The following is a 19,712-nucleotide window of genomic DNA, read 5'->3' on the forward strand; positions in this document are numbered from 1 at the left end:
ATACGGACGTCAACGGACAGGGGAGTGGAGCGGGTAGCGGGAATCGAACCCGCATAGCCAGCTTGGAAGGCTGGTGCTTTACCACTAAGCTATACCCGCCCGGCCTTGCGGCTTGGGTTTGCGCGCTATGCTCCAGCACCGGCTTTTGGTCAATCGTTCTGGGACACCCTGCTATTTTTTGATGCTTTACCCCGGGCACGAACTGTCGCAGCTTTGCGCCAGCTTCACACAGAGGCGAAAAATGGAGGGGATGATGAACAACATAAGAGCATTGTGGGCCGAATTGTTCGGCACTTTCTGGCTGGTCTTTGGCGGCTGCGGCAGCGCCGTGTTCGCGGCGGCGTTTCCGGAACTGGGGATCGGCTTTGCCGGGGTCAGCCTGGCTTTTGGCCTGACCGTGCTGACCATGGCCTATGCCGTGGGCCATGTATCGGGCGGGCATTTCAATCCGGCAGTAACTGTCGGCTTGTGGGCTGGCGGGCGCTTTCCGGCGAAGGACATCCTGCCCTATGTTGCGGCGCAAGTTGTGGGCGGGGTGCTGGCTGCGTTCGTCCTGCTTTATCTGCTGCAAGGGCAGGCGGGTTGGGTCCCCAAGGGTAACTGGCTGGCGGCCAATGGCTATGGCGATTTCTCACCGGGCCATTTCAGCATGGCTGCGGGTTTTGTTGCCGAAGTTCTGCTGACCTGTTTCTTCTTGCTGATAATCATGGGTTCCACGCACAAGCTGGCGCCGATGGGCGCTGCCCCGATCGCGATCGGACTGGCCCTGACGCTGATCCACCTGATCTCGATCCCGATCACCAACACATCGGTGAACCCGGCACGCAGCACCGGACCGGCGCTGATCATGGGCGGCTGGGCGATCAAGCAATTGCTGCTGTTCTGGATCGCACCGCTGATCGGCGGGGCCCTGGGCGGCTGGATCTATCGCACGCTGATCTGCGAGGATTGATCGGGCCCGCACCAAGGGCTACAAACAACGAGGCCCCCGCAACCCAGGTTGCGGGGGCCTTTGTCTTTTGGGCCGATGGAATGAGGGCGCCTAGTGCCCCTTCTTCTCCGCCCAGATGTTGCGGTAGGCCATGTAGCCCAGCGTGGTTGCGAAGACCAGGAACAGGATCCACCACAACCCGGTCTGATGTCGCTGGTTCAGCTCCGGCTCGGCCGTCCAGACCAGGAACGCGGCAACGTCCTTGGCCATCTGATCCTTGCTGGCCACAGTCCCGTCCGAATAGGTTACCAGTCCGTCGGAGGCGAGCGGCGGCGCCATCGCAATGTTGAGATTGGCGAAATACGGGTTGTAATGCATGTCCTTGCCGGTCTTTGAATCCGGGAAGTGCTTGATCAGATCAGCCGGCTGGGTGGCTTCATAGCCGGTCAGCAGCGAATAGACATAGGATGCCCCACCGTGGCGCGCTTTGGTGATCAGCGAAAGATCGGGCGGGCTGCCCACGCCGCCATAGACGACCGCCGGGAACTTGTCCGAGGGCATGCCCGGACGATCCTTCATCTCACCGGTTAGCGGGTCCTTGGCGTTGATCGTTGCCTTGGCGGCAATCGCCTTAAGCTCGGCATCTTCATACCCAAGCGCGGCCAGGCTGCGATAGGATACCTGGCTGAGCGAATGGCACGAGGCGCAAACGCCCTGATAGACGGCAAAGCCGCGTTGCAGCTGGGCCTGATCAAATTTGCCGAAGGGCCCGTCGCTGGCCAGCTTGAGCGGCTTGAGATCATGGGCCTTGCCAAATTCATGCGCAGCGTTTTTCGGCAGGCCGTCTTTGCCCAGCTGGACCGTGTCGATCACAAGCGACCAGGCAAGCGCCGCTGTGAAAAACAGGCCGACAAGGATGGAGAAGATGCGGATCATGGTGCTCTCTTTCGTCTCTGTCCCAGGGGTCAGCTGTTGGCTTCAAGTTTGGCCGCGCCGTCGCTACCCAGAACGCTCTCGGTAATCGAGAAGGGCAGCGGATCGGGCCGTTCGATCGAAGAAACGATCGGCACGATGACCAGGAAGTGGAGGAAGTAATACATCGTCGCCAGCTGCGAGATCAGCACATAGGGCTGCTCTGCCGGGGCGCCGCCCAGCCAGCCCAGGATCAGCACGTCGATCACCAGCACCCAGAAGAACTTGCGGTACATCGGGCGATAGGTAGCCGAACGGACCGGCGATTTATCCAGCCACGGCAGGAAGAACCACACCAGGATCGCGGCAAACATCGCCAGCACACCAAGCAGTTTGGCTTCGAAGAACATGAAGTTCTGGGTAAAGCTGCGCAGGATCGCGTAAAACGGCCAGAAATACCATTCGGGCACGATGTGGGCCGGGGTCTGCATCGGGTTGGCCGGAATATAGTTATCCGGATGGCCCAGCGCGTTCGGCATGTAAAACACGAACAGCGAATAGATGATCAGGAACAGCCCAACAGTCCAGCCATCCTTGCCGGTGTAATAGGGATGGAACGGCACGGTATCGCTTTTGCTTTTCACCTCAACCCCGGTCGGGTTTGAAGAGCCCGGGATATGCAGCGACCAGATGTGCAGGATCACAACGCCCAGGATCACGAACGGAAGCAGGAAGTGGAGTGAGAAGAATCGGTTCAAGGTGGCATTGCCCGGTGCAAATCCGCCTAGCAGCCATTCCTTGAGCGGTTCGCCAATCCCCGGAATTGCGCCGAACAGCCCGGTAATCACCTGCGCCGCCCAATAGGACATCTGGCCCCACGGCAGCACATAGCCCATAAAGGCGGTGGCCATCATCAGCAGGAAGATCACCACACCCAAAAGCCAGATCATCTCACGCGGGGCTTTGTATGAGCCGTAATAGAACCCGCGGAAGATATGGAGATAGATCACCGCAAAGAACGCGGCCGCGCCGTTGGCATGGCCATAGCGCAGCATCCAGCCCCAGTTGACATCGCGCATGATGTGCTCGGTCGAATTGAACGCCACCGATGTATCGCCGCCGTAATGCATCGCCAGCACCACGCCGGTAACGATCTGGATCACCAGCGCGAAACCCGCCAGGAACCCGAAGTTCCAGAAATAGTTAAGGTTGCGCGGCACTTCATAGCCGCCGCCAACCGCATTATAGACCAGCCGCGGCAATGGCAGCCGATCATCAAGCCAGGTCATCAGCGGGTGGCTGGGCTTGTATTCCTTGGACCAGGGAAAGCTCATGATGGTCTACCTCAGCCGATCTTCACGACAGTGCCGGTGATTTCGTAATCTGGCACCAGCAGGTTCTTGGGAGCCGGGCCCTTGCGGATGCGCGCGGCGGTATCATAATGTGATCCGTGGCAGGGGCAGAAATAGCCCCCAAACTCACCCTTCACCTCGCCCGCGCCGGCACCTTGCGGCACGCAGCCCAGGTGGGTGCAGACGCCCATGGTGATGAGGAGGTTTTCGTGGCCCTCCTTGGTGCGTTCCTGCAGCGTCTGTGGGTCGCGTAGCGACGTGACATCAACCTTGCCTGCTTCGGCCACTTCGGCCGGGGTCAGATTGCGGATGAAAACCGGCTGCTTGCGGAACACCGCCTTGATTGCCTGGCCCGGCTGAACTGCTGCGATATCAATTTCAGTCGAACTTTCAGCCAGCACGTCGGCCGAAGCCGACATCTGGCTGACCAGCGGATAGACCACCGCCAGTCCGCCGACGCCAGCAGCGCTAACCGCTGCGATATTGATGAAATCGCGCCGCCGCACGCCATCACCGCCGTGGGCGACGGGTGTGTCGATTGCCGCATCTTGTGCCATGGTCGAACCGATCCTGTTATTCAGGCCGCGCCGGATGCGCACTTAACGCCCCCGTAACGACCCCCTCAAACTCTGCTCCAAGGCAAGCCCCTAAGCCAACCGCAAGCGCCCCGCAAGTGGGGGAATTGCCCACGATTTGGCGGGCCTGATAGACGCGAAGCCCGGCGCTGCCAACTGCGAAATTGGTCATAGCTGTTGAAGGCATTGCAACAGCCCTATGCCAGGGCAATCAGCGCCAATTGCCGGCCATAGGCAGGCTCGCCAAGGTGGGTCGCCCGGCGATAGGAAAAGAACCGCGCCGGATCGGGATAGGTATCCAGGCCAAGCCGCTCAATCCGGCCAATTCCCGCCGATTCAAGCCGCTGGGCAACATAAAGTTCCAGATCAAACCAGGCATGGCCGGGGCGGCCCGCAGCAAAGAACCGGGCATTACCGGGATCATCGCCGCGCAGCCGATCGGCAAAGCTGCAATCAACCTCATAGCTGGCCTGCGCGATGCAGGGGCCAACCGCAGCCGCGATTCGGCCTCGCCGCGCGCCAAGCGCCTCCATCGCGGCAATCGTGGAATCGGTCACCCCGGCGACTGCGCCCTTCCACCCGGCATGCGCCGCGCCGATCACCCCGGCCTGCGTATCGGCCAGCAGAACCGGCGCGCAATCGGCGGTGACGATCCCCAGCGCAAGGCCCGCCCGATCGGTAACCAGGGCATCGGCTTGGGGCCGATCAAGATTACTCCACGGTTCAGCCACGGTCACGCAAGTGGCCGAATGGACCTGATAGACCGATACCAACCTGCAGCCCGAAGCCACCGCTTCCAGTGCAAGCGCCCGGTTCTGGTCCACAGCCTGCGCTTCATCGGGTGATCCAAGCCCGGCGTTGAGCCCGGCGACCAGCCCGGTCGAAACACCGCCGCGCCGGCCCAGAAAGCCGTGGCGCGTTCCAGCCAGCGCATCAGCCTGAAAGACTTCAACCGGATCAGCCAAGGCTTTTGCTCGCCTGTTCAAAGGTATCCCTGGATAGGCCAGGCTGGGCCACAATCCGCTCTAGCGCGGCCTTCATCAGCGCGGCGCGGACCGGCTCGATCCGCCGCCAACGCCCCAGCGGCGCAATGAAGCGCGCCGCCGTCTGGGGGTTGATCGGATCCAGCGCCAGCACCAGATCGGCGATCAGGCTATACCCCTCGCCCGAAGCAACATGGAATACGCCCGGATTTACCGCTGCCGCCATGTACAGCGCCCGCACCCGGTTGGGATTGTTCAAGGTGAAATCACTGTGCCCGGCCAGCGCCTTGACCTGGGCCAGCGCATCGCTGTGGAGCGAGCCCGCCTGAAGCGAAAACCATTTGTCGATCACCAGCGCATCGCCGGAATGGCGCGCATGGAACGCGGCCAGTTTCTTTGCCCGCAGCGGGCTTTCAAGCCCGGCCAGCACCATCAGCGCGCCTTGCCGGTCGGTCATGTTATCTGCCCCGTCAAACTGCTTGGCGGCCAATTGCGCAGCAGAATCGGGAACCCCGGCCGCCAACAGTGCCAGCGCCTGGGTCTTGAGCTTGCGGCTGCCGCGCGCCTGCGCCGAAAGGCTATAGGGCACCGCACTGGCCCGGGCATGCAAGGCCAGCAGCTGATCTTCCAGCGTCTGTCCAAGCCATGCCTTCAGCGCTTCGCGGGCGCGGCGAATCGCGGCAGGATCGGCAATCAGCAACTGTTCGGCCAGATAGGCTTCGCCCGGCAGGATCATCAATTCGCCGCGCATCAGATCATCAAGTCCGGGATCAGCGATCACCGCGCCAAAGGCATCGCCGATCGCCGCGCGGCCGGCAGGATCGGACGCGCCATCAAGCGCCCCGATCAGGTGGCCGACCACCAGCTGCTGCAATGCCTCATAGCGAGCGAAAGGATCATCATCGCGGGCCGCAAGGAACATCAGATCCGCCGCGCCCTGATCAGCATCGATTGCCACCGGCGCGGAAAAGCCCCGGTTCAGCGACAGGACCGGGCGCGCGGTAAATCCGGGAAAGGCAAATTGCATCTCGGCCCGGTCCAGCACCACCAGCCGTTCGCCCTGGTGCTTGCCGCTGATGGGATCGAACAGGGCAATCCGCAGCGGGATCACCATCGGCTGCTTTTCAGCCTGGCCTGGCGTGGGCGGAACCTGCTGGGCCAGGATCAGCGTGGCAACGCCGTCTTCATGATCCAGCCGGGCTGTAACCCGCGGAGTGCCGGCCTGCGAATACCACAGGCGGAACTGGGCCAGATCAATCCCGGCGCCGTCCTCGATCGCCTTGACAAATTGTTCGCAGGTCGCGGCCTCACCGTCGTGGCGCTCAAAATACAGGTCGGTACCTTTGCGAAACCGCTCTGCCCCCACCAGTGTGCGGATCATCCGGATCACCTCGGCACCCTTGTTATAGACCGTCGCGGTGTAAAAGTTCGAAATCTCCTGATAGGCATCGGGCCGGATCGGATGCGCCAATGGCCCCGAATCCTCAGGGAACTGGGCCGAACGCAGCACCCGCACATCCTCAATCCGCTTGACCGCAGCGCTGCCCATGTCCTGGCTGAACAACTGGTCGCGCAGCACGGTGAAGCCTTCCTTGAGGCTCAACTGGAACCAATCGCGACAAGTCACCCGGTTGCCCGACCAATTGTGGAAGTATTCGTGCGCGACCACCCCTTCGATCCCGTCATAGTCCAGATCAGTTGCGGTATCAGCATCGGCCAGGATGTAGCGGGTGTTGAAAACGTTGAGCCCCTTGTTCTCCATCGCCCCCATATTGAAATCCGAAACGGCAACGATGTTGAACAGATCAAGATCGTATTCGCGGCCAAACACCTGCTCGTCCCAGCGCATCGAATCCTGCAGCGCCTTCATCGCGTGGCCGGTGCGGTCCTGATCGCCTTCCCGGACCCAGATGTTGAGATCAACCTTGCGGCCCGAACAGGTGGTGAAAGTATCGTGGTTGGCCACCAGATCGCCCGCCACCAGCGCAAACAGGTAGCTCGGCTTGGGCCAGGGATCGTGCCAGATGGCGTGATGGGTTCCGGGCAGCGGCCCATCGCCCTGCGCCGTGCAATTGCCGTTGGAAAGAAGCACCGGGAACAGGTCCTTGGGGCCCTCCATCCGGACGGTATAGACCGACAGCACATCGGGCCGATCGGGGAAGAAGGTGATCCGCCGGAACCCCTCTGCCTCGCACTGGGTGCAAAGCATTCCGTTCGAGGCATAAAGCCCCATCAGCTGGGTATTGGCCTTGGGATCAATCGCGGTGGCAATCGCAACTTCATGGGCATCGCCGGGTAGATCGACCAGCAGATCAGCCCCTTCCATCCGCCATGAATTGCTGGGCTGCCCATCGACCTGCACCGCTTCAGCGGAAATTCCATCGCCATTGAGCCGCAAGGTCTGGCTGGCGCCACCCCGCCGTACTTTGAGCGTCGCCAGCACCTTGGTCTGTTCCAGCCCGAGATTGAAGGCCAGCGTCACTTCGGGAACCAGCCATGCGGGCGGCTGGTAATCGGCGCGGTGGATAACGGTAGGGGCGGGGGGGGTTGATGAAATATCCATACCCCTATCTAGCCATGCCGCTTCCGATTGCCAGCGCTGCGGGCTATTGAATCGTCCATGCCCCGTCTTTTCATCTTCGGCCTTGGCTATTGCGCCGCCCGGATCGCCGCCGCGGCACAGGCGCGCGGCTGGGAACTCGTCTCAACCGGGCGCGCCGGCACGCTTTCGTTTGACGATACAGGCGTGGTCCGTTTGGCGCTGGCCGATAGCGCGCAAGTGCTAAGCTCGGTCCCGCCCGGCGGCGATGGTGATCCGGTGCTGGAACGGTACGGCGATGCACTTGCCGGCAAAGCGCTGACCTACCTCTCGTCAACCGGGGTCTATGGAGATTGCGGCGGCGCCTGGGCCGATGAAAGCGCGCCGACGGGAACCGGCCGCCGCACCGCCCGCGCCGAGGCCGATGGCCACTGGCTGGATCGCGGGGCACGGGTGCTGCGCCTGCCGGGGATCTATGGGCCTGGCCGATCCGCGCTGGAACGCGTCCACCAAGGTGCCGCGCGGCGGATCGATCTGCCAGGGCAAGTGTTCAGCCGGGTCCACGTGGACGATATCGTCAGCGCAGCACTGTTGGCGCTGGATGCCCCGGCGGGGGCTTACAACATTGCCGATGATCAGCCGTGCAGCCAGAACGCGGTGATCGAGCAGGCCTGCCGCCTTCTGGATGCGCCACTGCCCCCACTGCAAAGCCTGGACGAAGCGCAGCTCAGCCCTATGGCCAGCGCTTTCTATGCCGAGAACCGCCGCGTCGCCAATGGCAAGGCCAAGCGGGTGCTGGGCTGGCGGCCGGTCTATCCCGGCTACCGCGAGGGGCTGGCGGCGCTATTTGCGTCCGCCCAGCGCAATCAATAGCCCGGCCATCGCCAGCAAGGCGCCGCTTACGGCAAGGCCGGTCCAGCGAAACCCTTCGAACAGCGTAGAAAGCAGCATCGCCACCACCGGCACCGCAACCCCGTTATAGGCGGCTTTGCCCGGCCCCCATTCGCGGATCAGCGCGGTATAGATCGGGAACGTGGCGACCGTGCCGATCACCGCCAGATAGGCCACCCCCCACAGATATTGCGGACGCGGATCAAGCACCGGCGCGCCGTGCAGGGCAAAGGCATAAAGTGCATCGCCCATAGCCCCAAAGGCCAGCCCCCAGGCCAGCAAGGTAACTACCGGCTGTCGCCGGGCTAATGCGGTGCCTTGCAGAACATTGCCGATCGAAGCGCACATCACCGCGCCCAGCACCAGCACAACGCCTCCCAGCACATCGATGCCGGCCGGCGCGGCGCGGTATTCGTGGGTTAGCAGCAGCGCGATACCGGCCAGCGCCACCACGCTGCCGGCCACAAACCGCCCCCCAAACCGCGCGCCCAGAAAAACCCGCGCCATCACTGCATTTGGCACCAGCATCAGCGCAAAAAACACCGCAACCAAGCCCGATGTAAGATAGCGTTCGCTGGCATAGACGAACTGGAAATTGAGGTTGAACTGGAACAGCCCGAACAACGCGGCCAGGCGCAAGCCCTCGCCTGAAAGCATCAGCGGCTCGCGCCGCACCGCTGCCAGGGTAAACATCGCGATGGCAGCCAGACCAAACCGCCAGGTGACAGACCACGGCGCGGGCACCACGCTGATCTGGTCCTTGATCACCAGCCAGGTTGATCCCCAAATCAGCGCGATCAGCACGAAACCGGCCAGGTTGCGGGCCTGGCTGCGCGGTGCGGGCTGCGCTGTCACAGCGCGGAAATGGCTTGAGCGAGCGCGGCGACGTGATCGGGATCACTGTTCCAGGCAGTGACTATCCGCGCGCCGGCTGGCCCCCAATCATAGAATGAGAAGCCTTGACCGCGCAGCGCGGCTCGCTCGGCATCGGACAGGACCAGAAATACCTCGTTTGCTTCTACCGGATGCATCAGCCGGCCGCCCGCCGCCGCGGCCAGGGCAGCAGCAGCCAAATTGGCAGCGCGAGCGTTTTCCAGCCACAGATCGCCGTCCAGCATGGCCAGGATCTGCGCCGCCATGAACCGGCCCTTTGATTGCAAATGCCCGGCGCGCTTGCGGCGCAACCGCACCAGATCGGCAAGGCCTTGATCAAACAACACCAGCGCTTCGGCGCCCATCCCGCCATTCTTGACAAAACCAAAGCTGAGCGCCGCCGCGCCCTGGCAGGCCTGCCACGGCGGGCAGCCCAGAAAGGCCACGGCATTGCCAAACCGCGCGCCATCGACATGAAGGCCAAGCCCGTGCCGATCTGCCGTAGCGGCCAGTGCAGCCATTTCGTGCGGGCGATAGCAGCGCCCATATTCGCTGGCCTGGGTGATCGACAGCGCCTGCGGTTGGACCTGATGGACGTCCTTGCGGATCGCGGCGAGCCCGGCATCGATCGTTCCGGGTGCCAGTTTGGCTCCTTCGCCTTCCAGCAGGATAAGCTTGGCCCCATGCGTGTAGAACCCCGGCGCGCCGCATTCGTCGGTTTCGATATGCGCCTCGCGGTGGCACAGCACCCCGCCGTGCGGCGGGACCATCGCGGCCAAGGCCAGGCAATTGGCCGATGTGCCGGTTGCGGTCCAGATCGCCGCGCACGGCCGGCCGAACAGTGCTGAAAATGCCGCGTCAAGCCCCTGGCTAAGGCCGTCATTGTCATAGGGCGGCTGCGGACCATCGGCGGCGCGCATCGCATCCCAAACCTTGGGATGAACAGCGGCGGCATTGTCTGACAGGAATTGCATCACCATCTTGCATGGAAGGCCGCATAGGCCGCGTCAAGCAAGGAGGCCGGATTGGATCAGGTTACCGTCACGCATCATGGCAATGATCAAAAGGGCGAATACCGTGCCCATGTTGCCGGAACGCAGGCAATCGGGCGGCTGACCTGGGTTCTAAGAAACGGCGCGCGGGTGGCCGATCACACGCTGGTCCCGGCGGAAATTGGCGGGCGCGGGGTGGCAGGAAAACTGGTCAACGCGCTGATCGCCGATGCCCGCGGCCAAGGCTTCAGGATCGTGCCCAGCTGCTCCTATGTTGCCGCGCAGTTCAATCGGCATCCCGATTGGGCCGATCTTCTTGCTTAAAATCGGGTAACCGCCCCCGCTTAGACGCGCTTTACTGTTGCGAGCCCACGGTGCCGCCAGAGACCAGACAATCGCAGCGGAAGGGACGCACCATGCGCTATGTCTTCTATGCCTTCGCTTTTGCGGCGGTCGGCTTGTTCTGGATCAACACCAGCTCCAAAGGCCAAAACGTCAAACGCGCGCTAATGGCCAGCCATACACCTGAGTGGAAAGCGAATTAGCGTTTCACGCGATTGCCCGCGCCAACCTGCGCGCAGGCTATCGTGCGGGCGATCGCGTTCCAACTTGTCGCAGGAAAAACAAAGCGCCTGCGGCAATTAAAGAGCCAACAGCCATCACGATTGCGACAGCTTGCAAGCCATAACCTGCCTGAAACAGCAGCCCGGCCAGAATTGGTGCCAGCGCAGCCCCGCCGCGCCCAACGCCGATCGCGAACCCGGTCCCGCTGGCCCGGACCTGCGTCGGGAAAACCTGCGCGAGAACGGAATAGAGGCCGACAATCCCGGCTTCGGTGAAGAACCCCGCAGCCCCCGCCATCACCGCAAGCTGGGTCAGGTCGTCTGGTCCGCGCCCGAACGCTGCTACCATGATGGCCGAGAGAACCAGCGCGGCCAGGGTCAGCGGCTTCAAGCCAAACTTCAAGGTGAGCAGTCCAAACAAGGCACCGCCAAGCGCCCCGCCGACATTGGCCCAGACCAGCACACCTGCCGCCAATCCGGGCGCAAAACCCATGTCAGCAACGATCTTTGGCGTCCACTTGAGGATGAAATAGAAGGTTGTGATGTGGCCGAAATAGGCAATCGTGACCAACAGTGTGGTCAGCACCAGCCCCGGCTTGAACAGCGCTGCGATGGAGGTTTTGGCCGGGCCAGAGTCAGTTTTCGGCAAGACCTCTAGCGCCCGGTGGCCCATCCGCGCCAGGGTCTGATTGACCCGCGCCAACGCATTGACGGGTTGCTTCTTGGCGAGATAATCAACTGATTCAGGCACGAAGAGCCAAACCAGCGGGATGAACAACGCGGTGACTATCGCACCGAATTCAAACACGACCCGCCAATGGCCACCATCGAGCAACCCGGCCGCAATGGCTCCGCCGATCACCGCGCCCAGCGGATAACCGATCACCATCAGCGCAAGGCACAAGCTGCGGCGGCGGGCGTTGGAAAATTCGGCGGCGACGGCGTTGGTCGCGGCCAGCATTCCGCCGATCCCAAGCCCGGTCAGCACCCGCCAGATCGACAGGCTGGTCACGTCCTGCGCGGTGGTGGCCAGGGCCATCCCCAGCGTCATCACGATCAGGCATCCCAGCATGGTCGGGCGGCGGCCGATCCGGTCGGCCAGATTGCCCAACAGGATGGATCCGATCGCCATCCCGATCAGTTCCATCGACAGGACAAATCCCAGCGCGGCGCGGTCAATCTGCCAATCGCTGGCGATCCCCGGCGAGGCGAAGCTGATCGCGAGGACATCGAAGCCGTCGAGCCCGTTGAGCCCGACCGTGATTGCCACCGCCGCCATTTGCAGCCGTGACATCGGCAGCGGCCCCAGAATATCGACGCCTGCTTCGGTTTGATCGAAAGTGCCGCCCGCCATTTCCATTCCCCTGATTGTGTGGTGTTCTATCTGAAGGCCGCCGGCGTTCCGTTGAGCCGGACCGCGATCCCGCCTTTCATGACAAACCCGACTTGCCCGAGCAGCGCTGGTGTTTTCAGCGGATCGCCTTTGACTGCGACCAGATCGGCATAGCGGCCCTGCTGCACAGAGCCGATATCGCCTGACGCGCCCAGCAATTCAGCTGCATTGCGGGTGGCCGACAGGATTGCCTCCATCGGCGACATGCCGCCTTCGATGAACAGGCGAAATTCCGTGCTGTGATCGCCTTCACCAAGGTCTGTACCGAACACGATCCGGACGCCTGATTTGAGCGCGAAAGGGAAGTTCTGCTTGGGCAGCAGGTCGTTCGCCATTTCCTTGGCCGCCGTGCCAGGACGCAGCAGCTCAGGATTGTCGCGGGCGACCTTGTAGAACACATCATAGACCGTAAGCGTGGGGACCAGAACCGTGCCGTTGGCTTTCATAAGCGCGAAGCTGGCGGGCGAGGCGAACGAGCCATGCTCAATCGAATCCACCCCGGCGCGCACAGCTGCGTCGATCGCCGTCGAGGGATAGGCGTGGGCCGCAACCTTCATCCCCAGGCTGTGCGCGGTGGTGACAACGGCGGCGATTTCATCATCCTCCATCAGCTTTTGCCGCGGATCATCGCCCGAGGAGGCGATCCCGCCCGATGGCATGATCTTGATCAGATTGGCGCCGCGCCGTTTGTGTTCACGCACCCGCGCGCGGGCCTGTTCAGCCGAATCGACAATGCTGTTGCCCCAGCCCGGGTGCGAAAGCTGCGAGTCCATTCCATAGCGGGCATCGCCGTGGCCAGCAGTTGGCCCCAAAGCTTCGAGCGCGACCCACAACCGGGGCCCAGCTACCTTGCCGCCATCAATGGCATTGCGCAGCGCCACCGTATCGGGCCCGCCGCCAACATCGCGAGCGGCAGTAAAACCCTGCTGCAGCATTGCGCCGCCGAATTTGGCGCCGTCAAAAGCGCGATCGATATCCGAATGGGTCAGCCAGTCCTCGACCATATTTGTGCTGCTTGGCAATTTGGCGGCAATGTGGACATGGGCGTCGATGAAACCGGGCATGACGGTCGAGTCCGCCAAATCGATTACAAATGCTCCATCAGGCGAGACGAACCCCGGCTGAACCGCAACAATCCGTTCGCCTTCGATAATAATCGATACACGCTGGCGCGGCGTGGCGCCGGTGCCATCGATCAAGGCTCCGGCATGGATCACCTGCAAAGTGCTGCGCGGTGATGCCGCCCCCAAGGATAGCACAGCGAGTGCCAGTACGAGCGCGCTCTTACGCATAATCCTCTCCCTTATTCCGGCCTTCGGGCGCGGTGGTAGTGTCCTAAAGAATTCCCGGCAGATCCAGGCCCTGCTCGCGTGCGCAATCCAGCGCAATCTCGTATCCCGCATCGGCGTGGCGCATCACGCCAGTGGCCGGATCGTTCCACAGCACACGTTCCAGCCGCCGCGCCGCATCGGGCGTGCCATCGGCCACGATCACCATGCCCGAATGCTGCGAATAGCCCATCCCCACGCCGCCGCCATGATGCAGCGAAACCCAGGTTGCGCCGCTGGCGGTGTTGAGCAAGGCATTGAGCAGCGGCCAATCGGAAACCGCGTCGCTGCCGTCCTTCATCGCTTCGGTTTCGCGGTTGGGGCTGGCGACCGATCCCGAATCGAGGTGATCGCGCCCGATCACCACCGGGGCTTTGAGCTCACCCGATGCAACCATTTCATTGAAAGCCAGGCCCAGCCGGTGGCGATCGCCCAGCCCAACCCAGCAAATTCGCGCCGGCAGGCCCTGGAAATGAATGCGCTCTTTGGCCATATCCAGCCAGCGGTGGAGATCGGGGTTATCCGGGATCAGTTCCTTTACTTTGGCGTCGGTCTTGTAGATATCCTCCGGATCGCCCGATAGCGCGGCCCAGCGGAACGGGCCGATCCCGCGGCAGAACAGCGGGCGGATATAGGCCGGCACGAAGCCGGGGAAGGCAAAGGCATTTTCCACGCCTTCATCGAACGCGACCTGGCGGATGTTGTTGCCGTAATCGGTGGTTGGCACGCCGCGCTTTTGGAATTCAAGCATCGCGCGGACGTGGACTGCCATGCTGGCTTTGGCCGCCTTTGAAACCACCTCGGGTTCGCGCTCGCGCTTGGTGATCCATTCGTCCACGCTCCATCCCGCGGGCAGATAGCCATTGACGGGATCGTGCGCGCTGGTCTGATCGGTGAGGAGATCGGGCAGGATGCCCTGGTCCAGCATTTGCGGCAGCACTTCGGCAGCATTGCCCAGCAGACCGACCGAGATTGCGCGTTTTTCCGCGCAAGCAGCGTTGATCAAGGCCATCGCCTCGTCCAGCGTTTCAGCCATGTGATCGACATAACCGGTGCGCAACCGCATCTCGATCCGGCTGCGTTGGCATTCGATCGCCAGGCAGCTGGCCCCGGCCATCGTCGCGGCCAGCGGCTGCGCGCCGCCCATCCCGCCAAGCCCGGCGGTGAGCAGCCATTTGCCTGAAAGATCGCCGCCGCAGTGCTGGCGGCCCATTTCAACGAAAGTCTCGTAAGTGCCCTGCACGATGCCTTGGCTGCCGATGTAGATCCAGCTGCCCGCAGTCATCTGGCCGTACATCGCCAGGCCCTTTTTATCGAGCTCGCTGAAATGTTCCCAGTTGGCCCATTTGGGCACCAGGTTTGAATTGGCCAGCAGCACGCGCGGGGCATCGGCATGGGTGCGAAATACGCCCACCGGCTTGCCCGATTGGACCAGCAGCGTCTCATCATCTTTCAGGCGGCGCAGGGTCTCAACAATCTTGTCATACGATTCCCAATCGCGCGCGGCCCGGCCAATCCCGCCATAAACCACCAGTTCAGCCGGGTTTTCAGCCACATCGGGATGCAAGTTGTTCATCAGCATCCGCAAGGGTGCTTCGGTTAGCCAGCTGCCAGCAGTACGCTCCATCCCGGTGGCTGGGCGGATCACGCGGGCATTGTCGATACGGGTCATCAATTCGATCCTTCTGCAAAGGTCAGGCAAGCACCGATCAAGGCGCGCAGCGTGGGCAGGATTTCAGGGCTTTGGTGGAGCGCACCGGGCCAGTTGGCCTCGTCCGGCAAATCTGGTTCTGCCATGTAACCGCGCATCGCCAGTTCCATCTGCACCCCATGGACGCCTGCTTGCGGCGAGCCATAGTGCCGGGTGGTCCAGCCACCCTTGAAGCGGCCATTGGCGATCCAGCTGTATCCAGACTTGTCGCAGACTTGCGTCAGCATGGCTTCCAGCAACGGATCGCAAGTTGTCCCGCCATTGGTGCCCAGGTTGAACTGGGGCAGCTCGCCATCAAACAGCCGCGCGATCCGGCTGCGGATCGAATGGGCATCATACAGCACCACGCGCGGATGCAGGGCGCGCAGGCGCGTGATCTCTGCGGCCAGCGCGGCGTGATAGGGATCGAAGAACGCCTTGCGCCGCCATCCGATTTCATCCTCTTCCGGATCAAAGCTGCGGTAGAGCGGCGCGCCATCAAAGGTTGTGGTCGGGCACAGTTCGGTGGTCGCCATGCCGGGATAGAGCGACGCGCCGGAGGGATCGCGATTTACGTCAATCACGCTGCGGCTGACCACTGTGGAGACGGTTGTGGCGCCCAGATCTGCGGCAAAGTCATACAGATCAGCGATCCACCAATCGGCATCGCGCTGCGCCAGCCAGGCCGATGCAAAGCGCGGCTCAACCCCGCCCAGTTCGGTCCCGCCATGCGGAAAGGCGACGATCAGGGGCGCATCCCCGCGCTGGACTTTCAACCAGCCGCTCATGCCAGCGCCGGCAAATCTTGCCCCGCTGCCGCTACCACGGCGCCCGACCGGATCAGGGCTTCGGCGGCCTGCATATCGGGATGGAAATGGCGATCATCGTCCAGCGTCAGGACCTGTGCCCGCAGCGCCCCCCGCACGGCTTCAAGAGCAGTGGATGACGCCAGCGGAGCGTGGAAATCACAGCCCTGGGCGGCCGCCAACAGCTCTATCCCCAGCACTGCTTCGGCATTGGCCAGCATCCCGGCCAGGCGCCGCGCGCCATGCGCCGCCATCGATACGTGGTCTTCCTGGTTGGCCGATGTCGGGATCGAATCGACCGAGGCCGGATAGGCCATCTGCTTGTTCTCGCTGACCAGCGCGGCGGCGGTTACCTGCGGGATCATGAAGCCTGAATTGAGCCCCGGTTTGGGGGTAAGGAAAGCCGGCAAGCCAGACAGCGCCGGATCGACCAGTATGGCTATCCGGCGTTCGGCGATAGAGCCAATTTCGCACAAGGTCAGCGCGATCATATCCGCTGCGAAGGCCACCGGTTCGGCGTGAAAATTGCCTCCCGATAGCGCCGCGTCTTGCCCCCCGGCCTGATCGGCGGCAAAGATCAGCGGATTGTCCGAGACACCGTTCGCTTCGGTCAGCAAGGTTGTGGCCGCCTGCCGCAACAGATCAAGCGCCGCGCCCATCACTTGCGGCTGGCAGCGCAGGCAATAGGGATCCTGGACCCGCGGATCGTCAATCGCATGGCTTGCCCGGATCGCACTTCCGCCCATCAGCGCACGCAGCGCGGCGGCGGTTTCGATCTGACCCTTGTGGCGGCGCAGCGCATGAATCCTGGGATCGAACGGGGTATCCGATCCCTTGGCCGCTTCGGTTGAAAGTGCGCCGGTGACCAGCGCCGAGCGATACAACTGCTGGGCCCCGAACAGCGCGGCCAACGCATTGGCGGTTGAGAACTGGGTGCCATTAAGCAGCGCCAGCCCTTCTTTCGGGCCAAGCATCAACGGCGCAAGACCGGCCCGGGCAAGGGCATCGGCGGCGGGCATCCGCTGTCCTGCATAGTCGATCTGACCGACCCCGATCATCGCCGCGGTCATATGGCTGAGCGGAGCCAGATCGCCACTGGCGCCGACCGAACCCTGGCACGGGACCACCGGGTTCAAACCGCGGACCAGCATTTCTTCAAGCAGCGCGACGGTTGCCGGGCGCACGCCGCTGGCCCCTTGCGCCAGGCTGGCCAGCTTTAGCGCCATCATCAGCCGGACAACTGGCCCCGGCGAGGGTTCACCCGTTCCGGCCGCATGGCTCAACACGATATTGCGTTGAAGCAGCGCCAGTTCATCATCGGCGATCCGCACCGAAGCCAGTTTTCCGAACCCGGTGTTGATCCCGTAAACCGGCTCGCCTCTGTCCAGGATCCGCTCCACCGCTGCCGAGCTGGCAGCAATCCGCGGGGCGCTGGCGGGATCGAGCCGGCCGGACGCGCCCTGATAAATCGCCTGCCACTGAGCGAACGTGACCTCTCCTGGAATCAGCGTAATCATTGACCTCTCCACACCCGGGCATGGAGCGGACTGGCCCCCATGCGGTAAACCAGTTCGGCTGGCTGCTCGATATTCCAGATCGCCAGATCGCAGCTTTTGCCCGGTTCAAGGCTGCCGCATTCATTGTGCAGGCCCAGTGCCCGGGCTGCATTTCGGGTAACCCCGGTCAGGCATTCGGCCACGGTAAGCCGGAAACAGGTTGCGGCCATATTCATCGCCAGCAGCAGCGAAGTGAGCGGGCTGGTGCCGGGGTTGCAATCGGTTCCCAGGGCAATCGGCACCCCGGCATGACGCAGCAGTTCCACCGGCGGCAGCTGGGTTTCGCGGCAAAAGTAATAGGCCCCCGGCAGCAACATCGCGGTGGTTCCGGCCTGCGCCATTGCGGCCACCCCAGCGGCATCGAGATGTTCGAGATGATCGGCCGACAGCGCGCCATAGCGCGCCGCCAGCGCCGCGCCGTGAAGGTTCGAAAGCTGTTCGGCATGAAGCTTGACCGGGAGCCCCAGTTCGCGCGCTTTCACGAAGACCCGTTCGATCTGTGCAGGGGTAAAGCCAATCCCTTCACAAAAGCCATCGACCGCATCGGCCAGCCCTTCGGCGGCGACGGCTGGTAGCATTTCGGTGCAAACCTGATCGATGTAGCCATCTGGATCGCCGGCAAATTCTGGCGGCAGCGCGTGGGCCCCCAGGAATGTGGTGACAACGCGCACGTTCCGCAAATCTGCAAGCTGCCGCGCCGCGCGCAGCATGTTCAGTTCGGCGGCCAGCTCCAGCCCATAGCCGCTCTTGATTTCGATCGTTCCCAGCCCCTCGGCAATCAGCTGATCCAGCCGCGGCAGGGCGGCCCCGGCCAGTTGTTCCACACTGGCAGCGCGGGTGGCGCGCATGGTTGAAACAATCCCGCCGCCGGCCTGGGCGATCTGAGCATAGCTGGCCCCTTCAAGCCGCTGCTCAAACTCTGCTGCGCGGTTGCCCATGTGAATCAGGTGGGTGTGGGGGTCGATCAACGCCGGGGTAATCCAGCGGTCCGCGCAATCTATTACCGTATCGGATTCAAACCCAGGGGCCTGGTCCGCCGCGCCAGCATAGATGATCCGGCCATCCAGCGCCGCAACCACGCCGCCTTCAACCGGCGCTGCGCCGGGGCGCATGGTCAGCAGCCGGGCGTTGGTCCAGATTGTGGTTGCTCGCATCAGGTTCTCCATGGGAGTCGGAATTATGTATAGACATAATGAAACGGCTGTATAGAGTGATTTTGATCCAACCGAAACTCGAGGCGCGGATGACCGACACAGTCCATTTTGCCGAAGCACTGCTGCCTTCAGGGTGGGCTGGCGGGGTTCGGCTGCACCTGGCTGACGGTCTGGTCCGGCGGATTGAAACCGGCGCCGCGCCGCACCCGGGCGAACCAAGCCATGCCACTGCACTGCCGGGATTGCCCAATCTGCACAGCCACGCATTCCAGCGCGGGATGGCCGGGCTGGCCGAACAGCGCGGCCAGAATGCGGACAGTTTCTGGACCTGGCGAGAGACGATGTACCGCTTTGTCGATCGGTTGACGCCCGATGATATGGCGGTCATCGCGGCAATGGCCTATGCCGAGATGCTGGAAAGCGGGTTCACCCGGGTAGGCGAGTTTCACTATCTCCACCACGATCCGCACGGCGCGCCCTATCACGGCGCAGCGATGGCCGGGGCGATTGCGGCAGCTGCGCAGGAAAGCGGGATCGCGCTGACCCTGCTGCCGGTATTCTATGCCCATTCCGGGTTTGGCGGACTTGAGCCGGGGGCTGGCCAGCGGCGGTTTGTGTGCTCGCTCGATCGGTTTGCGGCGCTGCGCGATGATAGCGCGGCGGCCTTGAAAGTACTGCCCGATGCGGTGCTGGGCCTGGCCCCGCATTCGCTGCGCGCGGTGACGCCTGATCAGCTGTGCGCACTCACCGAAATGGCCGGCTCCGCCCCGATCCACATCCATGCGGCAGAGCAGATCGCCGAAGTGGAGGCCTGCCTTGCCTGGAGCGGACAGCGCCCGGTGGAATGGTTGCTGGGCCACGCCCCGATCGGCCGCAACTGGTGCCTGGTTCACGCCACCCACATGACTGCTGAGGAAACCCGCGCACTGGCCCAAAGCGGTGCGGTGGCAGGGCTGTGCCCGATTACCGAGGCAAATCTTGGCGACGGGTTGTTTCGCGCGGCCGATTATCTTGCGGCGGGCGGGCGGTTCGGGGTGGGCAGCGATTCCAATGTCATGATCGACGCCGGCGAGGAATTGCGCTGGCTTGAATACGGCCAGCGGCTTTCGGCCCAGTCGCGCAATGTGTTCGCGGCGGGGCCCGGTGGCAGCACGGGTGCAGCGCTGTTTGGCGG

At 63.0% G+C, this 19,712-nt stretch carries 18 protein-coding genes and 1 tRNA gene; 5 read left to right on the forward strand and 14 right to left on the reverse strand.

The window, feature by feature from the left end; genetic code table 11:
- Positions 1–25: 25 nt before the first annotated feature.
- Positions 26–99, reverse strand: a tRNA-Gly gene (locus ABL914_RS11830).
- A gap of 154 nt (positions 100–253) precedes the next feature.
- Between ABL914_RS11830 and aqpZ the strand changes: the two genes are divergently transcribed.
- Entirely contained in the window at positions 254–952 is a 699-nt protein-coding gene (gene aqpZ / locus ABL914_RS11835; RefSeq protein WP_391563389.1) for an aquaporin Z, read from the forward strand.
- Between the two features lie 90 nt (positions 953–1,042).
- On the opposite strand, the gene ABL914_RS11840 is transcribed toward aqpZ, so the two are convergent.
- The 5 genes from ABL914_RS11840 to pepN all read right to left on the reverse strand — a co-directional run bounded on the left by ABL914_RS11840 (position 1,043) and on the right by pepN (position 7,316).
- Positions 1,043–1,867 (reverse strand): cytochrome c1, encoded by an 825-nt coding sequence (locus tag ABL914_RS11840; protein ID WP_391563390.1) that lies wholly within the window; start codon positions 1,865–1,867, stop codon positions 1,043–1,045.
- 29 nt (positions 1,868–1,896) lie between these two features.
- Positions 1,897–3,177, reverse strand: coding sequence for a cytochrome bc complex cytochrome b subunit (locus ABL914_RS11845; protein ID WP_391563391.1), 1,281 nt, complete (start codon positions 3,175–3,177; stop codon positions 1,897–1,899).
- Positions 3,178–3,188: 11 nt separating this feature from the next.
- Entirely contained in the window at positions 3,189–3,752 is a 564-nt protein-coding gene (gene petA, locus ABL914_RS11850; RefSeq protein ID WP_391563392.1) for a ubiquinol-cytochrome c reductase iron-sulfur subunit, read from the reverse strand.
- 215 nt (positions 3,753–3,967) lie between these two features.
- Positions 3,968–4,735 (reverse strand): peptidoglycan editing factor PgeF, encoded by a 768-nt coding sequence (pgeF, locus tag ABL914_RS11855; protein ID WP_391563393.1) that lies wholly within the window; start codon positions 4,733–4,735, stop codon positions 3,968–3,970.
- Complete coding sequence (gene pepN, locus ABL914_RS11860) at positions 4,728–7,316, reverse strand: aminopeptidase N (protein ID WP_391563394.1); 2,589 nt, start codon at positions 7,314–7,316, stop codon at positions 4,728–4,730. The genes pgeF and pepN overlap by 8 nt, the downstream gene beginning before the upstream one ends.
- A gap of 57 nt (positions 7,317–7,373) precedes the next feature.
- Between pepN and ABL914_RS11865 the strand changes: the two genes are divergently transcribed.
- Positions 7,374–8,165, forward strand: a complete 792-nt coding sequence (locus ABL914_RS11865; protein ID WP_391563395.1) for an SDR family NAD(P)-dependent oxidoreductase — start codon at positions 7,374–7,376, stop codon at positions 8,163–8,165.
- On the opposite strand, the gene ABL914_RS11870 is transcribed toward ABL914_RS11865, so the two are convergent.
- Positions 8,136–9,038 (reverse strand): DMT family transporter, encoded by a 903-nt coding sequence (locus ABL914_RS11870; protein WP_391563396.1) that lies wholly within the window; start codon positions 9,036–9,038, stop codon positions 8,136–8,138. The genes ABL914_RS11865 and ABL914_RS11870 overlap by 30 nt on opposite strands.
- On the reverse strand, positions 9,035–10,030 hold the full coding sequence (locus tag ABL914_RS11875; protein ID WP_391563406.1) for a threonine aldolase family protein: 996 nt from the start codon (positions 10,028–10,030) through the stop codon (positions 9,035–9,037). The genes ABL914_RS11870 and ABL914_RS11875 overlap by 4 nt, the downstream gene beginning before the upstream one ends.
- Positions 10,031–10,081: 51 nt before the next feature.
- Here ABL914_RS11875 and ABL914_RS11880 point away from each other — a divergent pair, with 51 nt between their 5' ends.
- Together ABL914_RS11880 and ABL914_RS11885 are read left to right on the forward strand one after the other, a co-directional pair.
- On the forward strand, positions 10,082–10,372 hold the full coding sequence (locus ABL914_RS11880) for a GNAT family N-acetyltransferase (RefSeq protein WP_391563397.1): 291 nt from the start codon (positions 10,082–10,084) through the stop codon (positions 10,370–10,372).
- 92 nt (positions 10,373–10,464) lie between these two features.
- Positions 10,465–10,593, forward strand: a complete 129-nt coding sequence (locus ABL914_RS11885) for a hypothetical protein (protein WP_391563398.1) — start codon at positions 10,465–10,467, stop codon at positions 10,591–10,593.
- Between the two features lie 37 nt (positions 10,594–10,630).
- On the opposite strand, the gene ABL914_RS11890 is transcribed toward ABL914_RS11885, so the two are convergent.
- The 6 genes from ABL914_RS11890 to hutI are packed head-to-tail and all read right to left on the reverse strand — an operon-like array spanning position 10,631 to position 18,538.
- Positions 10,631–11,965, reverse strand: a complete 1,335-nt coding sequence (locus ABL914_RS11890; protein WP_391563399.1) for an MFS transporter — start codon at positions 11,963–11,965, stop codon at positions 10,631–10,633.
- Between the two features lie 26 nt (positions 11,966–11,991).
- Positions 11,992–13,296 carry an amidohydrolase family protein gene (locus ABL914_RS11895; RefSeq protein WP_391563400.1) on the reverse strand — a complete coding sequence of 435 codons (1,305 nt, stop codon included), beginning with the start codon at positions 13,294–13,296 and terminating at the stop codon, positions 11,992–11,994.
- A 43-nt stretch (positions 13,297–13,339) separates the two neighbouring features.
- Positions 13,340–15,004, reverse strand: a complete 1,665-nt coding sequence (gene hutU, locus ABL914_RS11900) for a urocanate hydratase (protein WP_391563401.1) — start codon at positions 15,002–15,004, stop codon at positions 13,340–13,342.
- The gene (gene hutG / locus ABL914_RS11905) at positions 15,004–15,810 is read right to left on the reverse strand and encodes an N-formylglutamate deformylase (protein ID WP_391563402.1); all 807 of its coding nucleotides are present in this window, start codon (positions 15,808–15,810) and stop codon (positions 15,004–15,006) included. Before hutG ends, hutU begins: the two co-directional genes overlap by 1 nt.
- Complete coding sequence (hutH, locus tag ABL914_RS11910; protein WP_391563403.1) at positions 15,807–17,345, reverse strand: histidine ammonia-lyase; 1,539 nt, start codon at positions 17,343–17,345, stop codon at positions 15,807–15,809. Before hutH ends, hutG begins: the two co-directional genes overlap by 4 nt.
- A complete protein-coding gene (gene hutI, locus ABL914_RS11915; protein WP_391563404.1) occupies positions 17,342–18,538 on the reverse strand; it encodes an imidazolonepropionase in 1,197 nt (398 codons plus the stop codon). The genes hutH and hutI overlap by 4 nt, the downstream gene beginning before the upstream one ends.
- 89 nt (positions 18,539–18,627) lie before the next feature.
- Here hutI and ABL914_RS11920 point away from each other — a divergent pair.
- On the forward strand, positions 18,628–19,712 hold a 1,085-nt coding region (locus ABL914_RS11920; protein WP_391563405.1), incomplete at its 3' end, for a formimidoylglutamate deiminase.

The organism is Novosphingobium sp. (genome assembly GCF_040079535.1).
GTDB lineage: Bacteria > Pseudomonadota > Alphaproteobacteria > Sphingomonadales > Sphingomonadaceae > Novosphingobium.